The 12987-nt window shown below is 46.4% G+C and carries 14 protein-coding genes; 6 read left to right on the forward strand and 8 right to left on the reverse strand.

The window, feature by feature from the left end; all coding sequences use genetic code 11:
• Position 1: 1 nt before the first annotated feature.
• Complete coding sequence (locus JYB87_RS12300) at positions 2-367, reverse strand: DUF3192 domain-containing protein (RefSeq protein ID WP_207353784.1); 366 nt, start codon at positions 365-367, stop codon at positions 2-4.
• Positions 368-520: 153 nt separating this feature from the next.
• Between JYB87_RS12300 and JYB87_RS12305 the strand changes: the two genes are divergently transcribed.
• A complete protein-coding gene (locus JYB87_RS12305) occupies positions 521-880 on the forward strand; it encodes a hypothetical protein (protein ID WP_207353785.1) in 360 nt (119 codons plus the stop codon).
• Positions 881-1654 carry a Zn-ribbon-containing protein gene (locus JYB87_RS12310; RefSeq protein ID WP_207353786.1) on the forward strand — a complete coding sequence of 258 codons (774 nt, stop codon included), beginning with the start codon at positions 881-883 and terminating at the stop codon, positions 1652-1654.
• Between the two features lie 5 nt (positions 1655-1659).
• Here JYB87_RS12310 and syd read toward each other — a convergent pair whose 3' ends face one another.
• On the reverse strand, positions 1660-2301 hold the full coding sequence (gene syd, locus JYB87_RS12315) for a SecY-interacting protein (protein ID WP_207353787.1): 642 nt from the start codon (positions 2299-2301) through the stop codon (positions 1660-1662).
• A 58-nt stretch (positions 2302-2359) separates the two neighbouring features.
• On the opposite strand from syd, the gene queF reads away from it, so the two are divergent.
• On the forward strand, positions 2360-3223 hold the full coding sequence (gene queF / locus JYB87_RS12320) for an NADPH-dependent 7-cyano-7-deazaguanine reductase QueF (RefSeq protein WP_207353788.1): 864 nt from the start codon (positions 2360-2362) through the stop codon (positions 3221-3223).
• 49 nt (positions 3224-3272) lie between these two features.
• Here queF and JYB87_RS12325 read toward each other — a convergent pair whose 3' ends face one another.
• The gene (locus JYB87_RS12325; RefSeq protein ID WP_207353789.1) at positions 3273-4004 is read right to left on the reverse strand and encodes a 4'-phosphopantetheinyl transferase family protein; all 732 of its coding nucleotides are present in this window, start codon (positions 4002-4004) and stop codon (positions 3273-3275) included.
• 212 nt (positions 4005-4216) lie between these two features.
• Between JYB87_RS12325 and JYB87_RS12330 the strand changes: the two genes are divergently transcribed.
• On the forward strand, positions 4217-5221 hold the full coding sequence (locus JYB87_RS12330; RefSeq protein WP_207353790.1) for a DUF4382 domain-containing protein: 1005 nt from the start codon (positions 4217-4219) through the stop codon (positions 5219-5221).
• Between the two features lie 207 nt (positions 5222-5428).
• On the forward strand, positions 5429-6550 hold the full coding sequence (locus JYB87_RS12335; protein WP_207356692.1) for a patatin-like phospholipase family protein: 1122 nt from the start codon (positions 5429-5431) through the stop codon (positions 6548-6550).
• Here the strand turns inward: JYB87_RS12335 and JYB87_RS12340 are convergent.
• On the reverse strand, positions 6545-8479 hold the full coding sequence (locus tag JYB87_RS12340; protein ID WP_207353791.1) for a monovalent cation:proton antiporter-2 (CPA2) family protein: 1935 nt from the start codon (positions 8477-8479) through the stop codon (positions 6545-6547). The two genes, JYB87_RS12335 and JYB87_RS12340, sit on opposite strands and share 6 nt — an antisense overlap.
• 172 nt (positions 8480-8651) lie before the next feature.
• Between JYB87_RS12340 and JYB87_RS12345 the strand changes: the two genes are divergently transcribed.
• Positions 8652-9539, forward strand: a complete 888-nt coding sequence (locus JYB87_RS12345; protein WP_207353792.1) for a GGDEF domain-containing protein — start codon at positions 8652-8654, stop codon at positions 9537-9539.
• An 86-nt stretch (positions 9540-9625) separates the two neighbouring features.
• On the opposite strand, the gene sstT is transcribed toward JYB87_RS12345, so the two are convergent.
• The 4 genes from sstT to JYB87_RS12365 all read right to left on the reverse strand — a co-directional run bounded on the left by sstT (position 9626) and on the right by JYB87_RS12365 (position 12987).
• Positions 9626-10849 carry a serine/threonine transporter SstT gene (gene sstT, locus JYB87_RS12350; RefSeq protein ID WP_207353793.1) on the reverse strand — a complete coding sequence of 408 codons (1224 nt, stop codon included), beginning with the start codon at positions 10847-10849 and terminating at the stop codon, positions 9626-9628.
• Positions 10850-10969: 120 nt separating this feature from the next.
• A complete protein-coding gene (locus JYB87_RS12355; RefSeq protein ID WP_207353794.1) occupies positions 10970-11857 on the reverse strand; it encodes a chemotaxis protein CheV in 888 nt (295 codons plus the stop codon).
• 97 nt (positions 11858-11954) lie between these two features.
• Positions 11955-12377, reverse strand: coding sequence for a hypothetical protein (locus JYB87_RS12360; RefSeq protein ID WP_207353795.1), 423 nt, complete (start codon positions 12375-12377; stop codon positions 11955-11957).
• Positions 12378-12456: 79 nt separating this feature from the next.
• Positions 12457-12987, reverse strand: a complete 531-nt coding sequence (locus JYB87_RS12365; RefSeq protein ID WP_228729856.1) for a methylated-DNA--[protein]-cysteine S-methyltransferase — start codon at positions 12985-12987, stop codon at positions 12457-12459.

The following is a 12987-nucleotide window of genomic DNA, read 5'->3' on the forward strand; positions in this document are numbered from 1 at the left end:
GCTATAGCTGTTGGTACGCTTTGTCTCCCCAACCCGCTAATTTGTCGGATCTGAAAATTAGCGGGGTACATTCATCTTTCGTGGTCTTACCGTCACTGTGCGCATGCTGCGTGCGATAAAAAAGTACCTGGACTTTCTCACCACTTGAGGCAAACGCCTCATTAAAATCTGGCGTCCCCATCAAGACTTCAACTTGCGATACCGACATTCCCAGATCGAGCTGCGATAATATCTGCTGATTATGTCGCTGAACTTGCTTCCATGATTCACTGTCATCCCAGCGATCGCTATCGCCGCCCACTTTCACAACACAAGCAGTTAAACTTAAGCTTGCAAGCCCCAGTAAAGGCAACAAAATTTTATTCATGTAGACTCCTTTTTTGAAATATATCTGTATGATGACGAGAGTCTCAAAGCAAAATAGTTGCCAAAATTTAAATTCAATTGTTATCAACAGGATACGAATTACAATTGGGTTTTACATTAGTCTATATCATCAATAATTGAGGTAATTCGCTAAATGTCATCTGTGGTTGATCAAGTTCTTACTATTGCCGCTAAACTCCACCAATCAGGAATTACACCGACCACTGCCACCGTCAAAGCTAAGCTCGGGGCAAAAGTGCCGATTCCCGTGTTAATTGAGGGGTTAACCCGCTTTAAAAGCTTGTCCGCAGAAGAAATCGAAGCGCTATCAGCGACACCAAAGAGCCCTGCGCTTTCTCAGCCAATTGATGGCTCTAGCGCGGCAGCGATGACAGATGACATTGATGAACTCAAGCAACAACTGCAGCAACTCATGCAATCCCAACAACAATTGGAAGCGAGAGTTGCAACCTTAGAAGCTTTGCTTACACGCGCTGAAAGTGAGTCAAACTAGATGTATGTTTGTGAAATAAGTTTTGAGTGTTTTGCAGACACGACCATTAGTGAAGCCGAGCGAGCGATTAACTACTTACTTGATGCGTGGCGCCAAAATGGCCAAGTATTAGGGCGAGAATTTGCAGTAGCGCTTAAGGATGGCGTATTCAAAGTCCGCTTATTACTGCCAGAAGAAAACAGCCTTGCCAATCGGTTTAACAGTCCATGGGCCAAGCAGGCACTGGATGAACTCAAGGATGCTAAGTTACTTCATCCTCGAGAAAAGCTCATCGGTATCGATATCAACTCGGAAACGAGTGCGACAGAAAAACCTAGCTGGCAGCTACTTTATACCAGCTACGTGCATATGTGCTCGCCGCTGCGAAGTGGCGATACCTTACAACCCATTCCGCTTTATCGTATTCCCGCCACGTTTAATGGGGATCATAAACAGATGATCCGTTGGCAAACGGAATGGCAGGCCTGTGATGAAATCCAGATGGCATCCGCATCGGCGGCGGAATTCGCAGCCGTCAACGAACTGGCGAATCATGAAAGTGATCTGTTTCGACGCGGTTGGGATCTTCGTGGGCGGATAGAATATCTCACCAAAATCCCAACGTATTACTATTTATATCGCATCGGCGGACACAACAAACAGCAAGAATTGGCACGTTGTTGCCCTCGCTGTGGCAATCCTCATTGGCGCCAACCCGAGCCACTGTTGGATTTATTTACGTTCAAATGCGATGACTGCCGCATCGTATCTAACCTGTCATGGGACTTCCAATAGACGGTTTATTTTTGCGGGAAAAGATTGCGCCACATCCGCTTTAAACTAGTAATAATGCCAGGATGATCAGTAAGCTGTTCATCAGGCCAATCATATTCAACGGCGGACGTCACTCTTGGTGTAACTGATTGCAACAAATCGGCGATAGAATCCGCCAGTTTTTCGCTGGGTTCATCGCCGGGTTTCTCCCGCCAAACCGAACCATCTTGATTATCAACGCAGATCATATCTTCGCCAGCGGCCAATAACCCGATAAACCAAGTTGGCCGCTGTTTGAGCTTACGCTTCATCATCAGATGACCGATGATATTTTGCTGTAACCGCAAAAAGTCATCTTCATTCCACACTTGGATTAACTCACCAACGCCCCAGCGTGAATCAAAGTGCAATGGCCCCGCCCATACGCTGCCATAGAACTGCTCAATATCTGAGTGTAATGACAGCGACAATGCTTGCTCTATGTTAGCAAAGCGCCCCAACTCATCGCGGTCACTAAAACGCCATTGTACTGGTTCAGCTTCGTCTTCAACAAGTTGAGCACGAGACTGTTCACCGGCGCTGTAGTGGCGAGGTAACTCATTCAATTCCGACTGATAACTTTGCGAATATTCTTTTAACCACTCACGCAGCGCAGTTTGGCAAGACACCTGATCTTTCCTCAAATTACGATATAATCAGCGCATATTTTGCATGGAATCATTTGGAATGTCACAAAATCCTCATTCAGATCCGTACCAGCAAGCACCGGAATTGGCGGAGTTGACGCTAGGAAAATCAGTTTCTTATCAACAGCATTACGCGCCAGAATTATTGCAACCCGTGCCGCGTTCACTCAATCGGGATGCGATTGCATTGGCTGAGCCACTGCCATTTCATGGTGTTGATTTGTGGACGGCATATGAATTGTCTTGGCTGAACAGCAAGGGCAAACCTATGGTGGCGCTTGCGGAAGTGGAAGTTGACGCCCATAGCCTGAATCTTATTGAGTCCAAATCTTTCAAGCTGTATCTCAATAGTCTCAACCAAACAAAATTTGAGTCTGTGGATGCGCTAAAAGCAGTGTTAACGAAAGACCTCAGTGAATGTGCAGCGGGCAAGGTTGAAATCACGCTCATTGAACCCAAACAGTTCAGCACTCAGCGTGTAAGCGAATTAGCTGGCCACTGTATTGATGACCTCGACATTGAGATAACGGATTACAGCTTCTCATCGGATTGGTTAATTGACAGCACCGATGAAAAGCAGATGGTGGCAGAAACACTCAGCTCTAATCTGTTAAAATCTAACTGTTTAATCACTTCTCAACCTGATTGGGGGAGTGTGATGATCCGTTATCAAGGGCCAAAGATTAATCGTGAAAGCTTGTTGCGCTACTTGATTTCATTTCGGCAGCATAACGAGTTTCACGAGCAATGTGTTGAACGAATATTTAGCGATTTGAAACAACACTGTCATTGCAGCAAATTAACCGTTTATGCCCGTTATACTCGACGTGGTGGCCTCGATATCAACCCGTTTAGAAGCGACTTTGAACAGCTGAAAGAAAAACACCGCCTCGCTCGGCAATAACCATAACCGATAACGCAGCCTTCATCAGGCATGGGTTAACGGTAAAAAGTTAAGCTAACGCTTGAGTATCATCAATGAGCTGCCAATTTGGTGGCTCATGTTGTTTTTGTACGCTAACGGCCAACATAAATTCAGGATACGCATCCACCAACGAGCAATGCCAATGTCGACCAGTATCATCGTTTAGCTCACCTATCGACAACAATTGCTGCTGAGTCAGCGCTGGGGCCTGCGCAAGTAATGAAGCAAAGTCGTAACGTCCCAGCGAGCCGCTAATGCCAACCCCCAGTCCTTTCAATACAGCTTCTTTTAATACCCACATGCGGTAAAACATAGCGGGCTGCTGTTCGCTTTGCAGACTAGCAAGAAACTGTTGCTCTTCAGTTGAGAAGTAATGTTGAGCAATTTCAGCAACATTGCGTCGGGATTTTGGCTGCTCCACATCTACCCCAACCGAGGTTCGCGAACTGATGGCAATTGCGAGATAGTCGCGACTATGGCTCATATTAAAGTGCAATGCATACTGTTGTTGCTGGGTCGCCACAAGCTGCGGCTTACCTTGTTGTCCAAGTTCAAATTGCCAATCTGACAGGGGCAATTCCGCCCATTGCGACAAATAGTGTCGCAACCAATAGCGACTTTGCAGCGCCACGGCCTGTCTGGCTGGCTGAGAAAACTGATTAATGCGGTTTAACTCTGCTGGCGGAAGCTGCTGGCGCATCATGGCTTGTTGCTGATTCGACAACGTTTCAAATTTTCGCAAATAAACTTTATAACTCAAAGTGTTACCTATTTTACATTGCGCCATTTTAGTTTTTTGTTCAGTGCTTAGACATTTTTGCTATGGGGATATTAGAAAATATCATAGCGATTAAATGGCTTATTAAGCGCTTTTTCAGTTACACGAAATATACAAATGTAAACTAATACAGGAAACGTTAAGGTGTCGAATGCGACACTGCCCCGGATAAATTGAGCCAACTGGAGGATCCAATGAAACTCAAACCATCCACGCGTAACTTACTGCTTACAGCGGCTTCCGCTTTAGTTCTCACAGCTTGTGGCGGTAGCGATGACAACGATATCAAACAACCACAAATGGCAAAGGTGTCTTTTGCTGTTTCTGATGCGCCTGTCGATAGTGCCGACCAAGTGGTTATTGCATTTGATCAAATTGAACTGGTTCGTGCAGGCCAAGACAACATTGTACTAGACGTTAGCGGCGAGAACGGTAGCACTTTCCGACAAGTTGACCTGCTGCAATATCAAGGCAGTGATAGCACTCTGATTGTATCAGACCAACTCATTCCGACAGGGACTTACGATAACCTTATTTTGCATATTCTTGACGAAAGTACAGGGTCAGACTTGAGCTTTGTTGTCGACCAGAATGGACAAATTCCACTGAAACAACCGAGTAATAAGCTGCAACTCGGCGGGTTTACGGTAGGCGCTGACAGTGTTCAGGCATTTACCATTGAATTTGATCTGCGTCAGTCACTTGTTGAGAACCAGAACGGGCAGCGCTACAACCTCAAACCTCATGGGGTAAAAATTCTTAATAACGCTGCTGTGGCAACGGTTCAAGGCACTGTACCTGTTGAACTCTCCTATGAACTAGGATGCAACGGCGCGGAGTTTACGGAAGAACAACAAGCGCACCTCGGCGATTTTGTTTATCTCTACCAAGGCACAGGGTTAACTGACCTTGGAGACCTATACGACCCAGACATGGCAACAACTACAGCTACAGCGCCTTACGCATCCGCACCGATTCACTATGACACTACTAGCGGTATTGGTGCTTTTGAGTTTGGCTATCTTCCCACAGGCAGTTATACGCTGGCTTATAGTTGCACCGCCGGAAATGACGATCCAGAACAATTTGATGATTTAACTATCCCAAATCCATCTGATCAAGTTCAACAAATTGAATTGATAGCGGGCCAAAACCAAACGGTAACGTTTACGCTACCGGAAGCTACCGTAGTCCCTTAATGGACGAGTAGCGCTCCCGTTAAAAGGGAACAACCATGCGTTATTACGTGGGTTGTTCTCTTTTTCTATATACACGCACAAAGATTTTTAACGGTTTCAAGTTGATACCTTGGTCTATACCGTAGCGCTGATATTCTGATAATTTACTAAACTAAGATCAGAACAATAAGAAATTAGAGGTTACCTTCGTTGAATAGCACAGCGCTGATGTTAGGGGGTGGTGGAGCTCGGGCAGCCTATCAAGTAGGCGTGCTTAAAGCACTAGTTCAGCACTATCCGCGCAACCATGCCATTCCATTTAGTATCATTTGTGGGACTTCTGCTGGGGCGATTAACGGCACGGCAATGGCGACACATGCCTCTTGCTTTCATCTTGGCGTAAAAAAGCTGGAGTGGGTATGGCAGCATCTAGACACCGGACGCATCTACCACTCATCGATTCCGCTGGTATTGCGTCATTTGGGCAAAATTCTGCTCAAAGGCATGCAAACAGATCTGGGCAGTACCGATGCGGGGAGCTTACTTGATAATGACCCATTACGGCATTTACTCAATCAACTGATTAACTTTGAGCGCATCGATCGCAATATTCAAAATGGTTACCTTAAAGCCTTGAGTATTGATACCTCGTGCTATAACACTTCACACTCCGTGAGCTTTTTTCAAGCGAGAGAAGACATCAGTAACTGGCAACGTGCGCGTCGCAGTGGGGTGAGATCGCGTTTAAATACCGAACACCTCATGGCCAGTGCAGCAATTCCGATGGTGTTTCCATCGATAAAACTCGGCAAATGGTACTACGGTGATGGTTCGGTGCATCAGTTAGCGCCGTTATCCTGCCCAATTCATCTTGGTGCCAACAAAATCCTGGTGATCAACTTAGAAAGTCCGCATAAGCACCTTCCAAAGGAACTGGAATATCATCCCAAAACAGCAACGATTGCGGGTCACCTGCTGGATACCATATTTTCGGATACCCTCAATAGCGATTTAGAACGGCTTCGTCGCATCAACGGTACCTTAGCCTTGATCCCTGAAAAACAACGCAATATTGCTGAGCTTAGGCCTATTGAGACCTTAGTGATTAAACCGAGTGAAGATCTGAGCGACTTAGCCAAACGCTACTATATGGAGCTTCCATTTGCGATCAGACGCTTACTTGGCCTGATTGGTATTAACAGTCAGTCAGACTCAAGTATTGTGTCGTATCTGTTATTTGAGAAGAAATTTACCAGTGCACTCATTGATCTCGGATTTCGAGATGCACAACAGCAAATGTCGCAGTTACAACAGTTTTTTGAGGTACCAAATCCATCAATAAACTCATAAACCGGTGAGCAACCACTGCTCTGCTCGCTCTAACTTTTTCGGTACACCTTGCAGCAATAGGATATCACCGGTAGCAAATTGCCATTGCTCATCGACTTCTTGCTCAACACCCGCGCGACGCACATTGGTTAACTTAATATCAAGGGTATCCCACGGAATATCGATTACGGTTTTGCCGACCACATAAGCACCTGCCGCCAACGGTAACGCAAATAACTGTTCATAGGTCAGATCACTTGCTCGGGCTGAAAAGTAGCCATGTAAATAGGGATATTGATGGCGGCGCTCATTTTCTAGCAAACGCAAAATTTGGCTTAATGGCACCCCTGAATGATGCAATACTTGCGAAACCAACATCAAACTCCCTTCTAACACCTCCGGAATAACCAAATCCGCGCCGGCTTGCTTTAATTGATTCATGGGTTTGTCATCGCGAGTTTTCACCAAGATTTTGCTGTTCGGTGCCAACTGGCGACAAAGCGCCACCAAATTATCGATATGAGGATGTTGCCCGAAGGTAATAATGATGGTTTGCGCGTGGCTAATCGCCGCCTGCTTTAAAATCGAGCGCTTAAACGAATCCCCAAAAAACAGTGGTTCACCCGCAGCCCGGCCTTGATAGACCTGCATAGGATCATAATCCAGTGCACGGTAGCTGATCTGTTGCTGTTTTAAAAAGCGAGCAATCACTTGACCGACACGGCCGAAGCCTAAAATAAGTACCTGGGTGTCACCAGCAGCAAAGCCATCTGGCGTTGAGGCGATTTTGCCGGATGAAAACCGTGAGTGCTTACGCGTCGCAATACGCATTAACAACGGCGTTATCGCCATGGATAACACACCAGACATCACCAACAGATTAGCAACCTCACTGAGTAACAACTGTTGGTTAACCGCCAGCGCTAAGATTACAAAAGAAAACTCGCCCATCTGCGCTAACGATGCTGCCGTGGCAAAGCAGGTTTTAAGATTTTCGCCGGCTAATCGCATCAAACCGATGATCACCAGAGCTTTGAGCAACACTAACCCTATGGTCAGTAATATCAGTTGCCACCAGAGTTCTATTAGATGACCGATATCCATTAACATGCCAATGGAAATAAAAAATAGCCCCATCAACAAATCTTTAAACGGTCGAATATCCGCTTCAAGTTGCCTCCGATATTGGCTTTCACCTAGCATCATGCCCGCTAAAAATGCGCCCAATGCCATTGAGAGCCCCAGCCAATAAGTGGCGATACCAGCAGTCAATGCCACCACCAATGCCGACAACACAAACAGCTCATTAATCCGCGAACGCGCAACTTCATCAAACAATTTGGGAAGTAACCACTTACCGACCGACATCAGTACAACAAACGCTGCTAATCCTTTGATTAAGGCCACGGTAAGCAGCGGCATAAACTCGCCGGGTTTGGCTTCCGCCAACAACGGAATCATGATCAACAAAGGTACAACCGCGAGATCTTGAAACAACAACACGCTCACCGCTAATTCACCATGACGATGCGCCAACTGGCCGCTATCACTGAGTAACTTAAGCACAATCGCGGTTGATGACAGCGCTACGGCAAAGCCAATGACCAATGCCTGATGTAAATCATTAATCATCACTAAGGTCAGCGCAGTAACCAGTAAGGTGGTGAGTAGCATCTGAATACAGCCTAAGCCAAAAACAGTTCGCCGCATCGACCACAATTTCGGAATGGAAAACTCTAGCCCTAGGGTGAACATCAATAACACCACGCCAAGTTCAGCGGCCGAATGAATGGTATTTTGAGAGATCCAGTTAAATCCTGCGGGGCCACTGATCACCCCAGTGAGTAGGTAGGCCAGCAAAGGAGGCACTTTAAGCCGCCGTAGTAGCACCATGGTCAACATGGCAATCAGCAACATCATCAGCAATTGCGTCAACATCTGGTGCGCCATTCACCCAACTCCTTAGAAGAAAATAGCCCTGTCAAAAAGCCGTCAGCGACACACTTCTTTGACTGCCCGTTCAAGCATAAGCGAGCATTCTTTGAAGGCAAATCTATGACTTAGCAATTCGGCACACATATTGCTTTGAAACCATCAAGCAGGTTACTACGGAGTATTCTTGATGGATTTTTTACACACAGCCGAAGGATACGCTGACACCTTTTACTGGCCAGAGACGCCAATCAGCCATAACAAGCAGCAACTTGATATGTTAGTTACGTTGCAACGACTACACGCAAGTCTTGACCCGCGGACAGTATTTGCCAGCTATGGCAAACAGCTGCAGTCGGCATTGCCGCTTTTAGGCCTTACGCTGCGCGATTTCACTACACCACTGAAATGGGGACGTAGTAAAGGCGTCAAACTTAGCCGAACAGTGTTAATTAATAATAGTGCAGTTCAGTTAGATTACTTTTTATCTATGCCGCTGAGCATTAGTGAGTTAGCGCAACTCGACACGATTGAGCCTTTATTATGCCAGCCATTGGCCAACGCCTATCGCCATCAAAAATTGGCTGAGCAGGCGATGCTAGATTCGCTAACAGGGATTGGTAACCGCTTTATGTTCAACCAAGCATTTAAAAATGCAACGGCGCGGGCACAGCGTTCAACCAATAACCAAGTCAGCTTATTGATCTTTGATCTCGATAACTTTAAGCGGCTCAACGACAGTAAAGGTCACCGCGAAGGTGATAAGGCGTTAGTGCTGTTTGCAGAGATCGTACGACATGCCATACGTTCATCGGATCAGGCGTTTAGATTAGGCGGCGATGAGTTTGTGATTATCGCTGAAGGTAAACTGGAATCAGCGCAATTGATTGCCGAACGGGTGTTGCAGCAAACCGCTGACAACCCATTTTTGCAGCAAAACCTGATATCCTGCAGCATCGGAATTAGTGTGTTTGACAAACGTTCAGCGCCATCCGCTGAGCAATTTTTTGAAGCCGCAGATCAAGCGCTTTATCGTGCCAAACATGATGGCCGCAACCGCTATTGCGTTGCCGCTTAGCGCATAGCGTTACAGCACAAACTACAAAGGCCAAAGCAATCGCATTGGCCTTTTCACTATCTCAGTGACTCGATTCAGACAGGGAGTTACTGCGCTTGTTTGTTTTCTTCTGCAATACAGGCCGCCGCAGTAAACACTACGTCAGTAGATGAATTCAACGCAGTTTCGGTTGAATCTTGCAACACGCCAATAATCATGCCCACGGCCACAACTTGCATTGCCACGTCATTACTGATCCCAAATAAGCTACACGCCAGCGGAATCAGCAATAACGAGCCACCAGCAACCCCAGATGCACCGCACGCGGAAATGGCCGCCACAATGCTGAGTAACAACGCCGTTGGCATATCAACGCTATACCCTAAGGTGTTGACCGCGGCGAGCGTTAATACCGTGATGGTAATTGCCGCCCCGCCCATATTGATGGTCGCGCCCAGAGGAATAGAGACTGAATAAGTGTCTTCATGTAATTTCAAACGTTCACACAACGCCATGTTCACTGGGATGTTGGCCGCACTAGAGCGGGTGAAAAACGCGGTGACACCACTTTCACGCAAACATTTCAGCACCAATGGATATGGGTTACGACGAATTTTGATAAACACGATAAGCGGGTTCACAATTAACGCCATAAACAACATAGTGCCGATCAGCACCAATAAAAGATGCACATAACTTTGCATCACGGCGAACCCCGTTTCTGCAATAGATACTGCAACCAAACCAAAGACCCCAATCGGTGCGAGGTGGATGACGAAACGTACCATCACAGCGACCCCATGACTGATGTCTGCAAATACGTTTTTGGTCGCATCGCTGGCATGTTTCAGCGTCACTCCAAGCCCTACGGCCCACACCAAAATGCCAATGTAATTACCTGTGGTTAACGCATTAACGGGATTATCCACCATCTTGAACAGCAAAGTATGCAGCACCTCGCCTATCCCTTGAGGTGGAGACATCGATTGTTCGCCCGTTTGCAATAACAGCGTTGAAGGAAACAGAAAACTCGCCGATACCGCAGCAATCGCCGCGCAGAAAGTACCAATCAAGTACAAAACCACGATTGGGCGTAAATTGGTTTGGGTATTTTTCTTTTGATTTGCAATAGAAGCCGCGACCAGCAGAAACACTAATATTGGTGCGATGGCTTTTAATGCGCCAACAAACAGGGATCCTAGAAACGCGATATTCATCGCCCAATCAGGAGCAACGAGGGCAAGGATAACCCCCGCAACAATCCCGATAAAAATCTGCAGTACTAGACTCGTGTTGGCAATCCGAGCCAACAAGGTTGAGAATAAGTTCATGAAGTTGCCTAATGTTATTATCTTAATGGCGGGCGCCAGAGAATAACGTTTTTATCGAAGATAGACGCTGTTGTCCAGCGTCATCAAAGAGGAAATGAGATCACAGCAAGATAACTGTTTTTAACCGTTGACCTGATTCGCTCCACGCAGCATCGCTTGGACTAACTCATGGGCATCAAATTTTGTAAGTGCTTCATTGGCGCCAACTTGGTGAGCCTGACTTACGCTGATTTCACTTGAAAGCGATGTGTGCAAAATAATGTAGGCTTTGGCTAACGCTGGATTATCTCGTACTTCAAATGCCAGTTCGTAGCCATCAAGCCCAGGCATCTCAATGTCACTCACTAACAGCGTAACCGGACGGCCATCGAGAGCACCCTGCTCCATAATATCCAATGCCTTTTTACCGTTGGATGTTACATCGTACGGCACATTGAGCGAGTCTAACGCATCACTCAGTTGCTTACGCGCGACACTCGAGTCATCCACTAGAAGAATCCGCATCGTCTTGAGTTGTTCACGCTGCACGTCGGTCACCGTCGCGGCTTTCGTGCTGGTTTGCGGGAATATTTTCGCCAGAAGCAATTCGATATCAAGCAACTGGATCAATTGATTGTCATAACGCGTAACGCCAGTCAATAACGCACTATGGCCCAAATTATTCGGTGGAGACTCAATGTCTCGCCAATTGCACTCAATAATCTTATCAATACCGCGTACCAAAAAACCGATCATCATACGTTGGCAGTCGGTCACTATGATATAGGTTTGACGCAACTCTTCTTCCGCTAATGGTCGATAACCAACCGCTGCGGCCATATCAATTACAGGAATGGTGTGGCCACGGAATGATGCAGTGCCTTTTATCGCAGGATGAGAGTTAGGCAAATGATTAAGCGGCTTGTATGGAATGAGCTCACGGATCTTTAATGTGCCCATGGCAAACATCTGCCGTGCAGACAGATGAAACAGGAGTAACCCTTGTGATTGATTCGCCTTATTTTTCATAAAGATCCAATGATTTCATCCCGAGAACAGCTTGGCTTTAGCATAGCATAATAAGCTGAGAGTTCAGCCCAAAGTAGCATGATCTCATCCACAAGTTTTATGCTTGTAACCGATATAACACGTCAAACACAAATTGATCCCAGCCATCTTCAACAAAACACTGTTCAAACATGGCGCGAACACGTGCGACGGCATGAACAGGTGCCGCCCCGTTTTCCATCAAATAATAAGCAAACCAAACACCTAACAAGTTGTATGAACAGGCAAACACCGCTGTTTGTTCAACTAAGGCTTCATCAATTTTTATCGATTGAATGGCTTCAACTACTGCAGCTAATACACTGTCGTCAGGAGAATCAATTTTAGGGAATACAACCACTTGAAGTTGTGAAGATAACTCTGACGTTAAACTCTCGACGTTATCCGTCAGCCAAATGCAGTGATGAAATGTTTGTTGGGAGACTATTTCTGAAATATTACGCGACTGCGCGTTTGCTGAAAGGGCTAAGCCACTTTCCAACTTGATGAATTCCATCTTTTACGTCCGTTTACGGCTAAACGGTGGCGAAGATAACCTAATTCTTAATTATAAACATTGATTATCTGCATAAATTTGACGCATAAATTCCTTCTAGCTGCAACAACTGCTGCTTCATAGCAATCCCCCAAGCATAGCCCGTTAAGCTTCCTTGCTTACCAATAACACGATGGCACGGAATAATAATGGCGATTTTATTGGCACCATTCGCAGCCCCCACCGCTCTTGCCGCACTCGGTTTGCCCATGTTCGCCGCAAGCTCACCATAAGTGCTTGTATGACCAAAAGGAACATTAAGCAGTTGCTGCCAAACCGCTTGTTGAAACGCTGTGCCCTGAGGCGCTAACGGCACAGTAAAGCGTTGGCAGTTGCCGCTAAAGTAGGCATCAACTTCTGCTGCGGCCATCTCCAACCATTGAGTCGCTAAAGAGACATTAGCATGAGTTTGAGTAAGCGATTCAGGGGCTAGAGGCCTGAGCGAACAAAGCCCTAACTCACTGGCTGTCATCCAGATTTCGCCCACTGGAGTTGGCATCGATAAACAGGCGATCGCCGCAGGGTTAGCACCAAGCTTTAACAAGGACTTGTTCAC

Source organism: Shewanella avicenniae (genome assembly GCF_017354945.1).
Lineage (GTDB): Bacteria > Pseudomonadota > Gammaproteobacteria > Enterobacterales > Shewanellaceae > Shewanella > Shewanella avicenniae.

Excerpts from the sequence above, each read along its gene's own strand:
- JYB87_RS12310 (WP_207353786.1), top strand. The coding sequence starts at position 881 with ATGTATGTTTGTGAAATAAGTTTTGAGTGTTTTGCAGACACGACCATT.
- JYB87_RS12345 (WP_207353792.1), top strand. The coding sequence starts at position 8,652 with ATGGATTTTTTACACACAGCCGAAGGATACGCTGACACCTTTTACTGG.
- JYB87_RS12305 (WP_207353785.1), top strand. The coding sequence starts at position 521 with ATGTCATCTGTGGTTGATCAAGTTCTTACTATTGCCGCTAAACTCCAC.
- sstT (WP_207353793.1), bottom strand. The coding sequence starts at position 10,849 with ATGAACTTATTCTCAACCTTGTTGGCTCGGATTGCCAACACGAGTCTA.
- JYB87_RS12340 (WP_207353791.1), bottom strand. The coding sequence starts at position 8,479 with ATGGCGCACCAGATGTTGACGCAATTGCTGATGATGTTGCTGATTGCC.
- JYB87_RS12335 (WP_207356692.1), top strand. The coding sequence starts at position 5,429 with ATGTTAGGGGGTGGTGGAGCTCGGGCAGCCTATCAAGTAGGCGTGCTT.
- JYB87_RS12355 (WP_207353794.1), bottom strand. The coding sequence starts at position 11,857 with ATGAAAAATAAGGCGAATCAATCACAAGGGTTACTCCTGTTTCATCTG.
- JYB87_RS12300 (WP_207353784.1), bottom strand. The coding sequence starts at position 367 with ATGAATAAAATTTTGTTGCCTTTACTGGGGCTTGCAAGCTTAAGTTTA.
- queF (WP_207353788.1), top strand. The coding sequence starts at position 2,360 with ATGTCACAAAATCCTCATTCAGATCCGTACCAGCAAGCACCGGAATTG.
- JYB87_RS12330 (WP_207353790.1), top strand. The coding sequence starts at position 4,217 with ATGAAACTCAAACCATCCACGCGTAACTTACTGCTTACAGCGGCTTCC.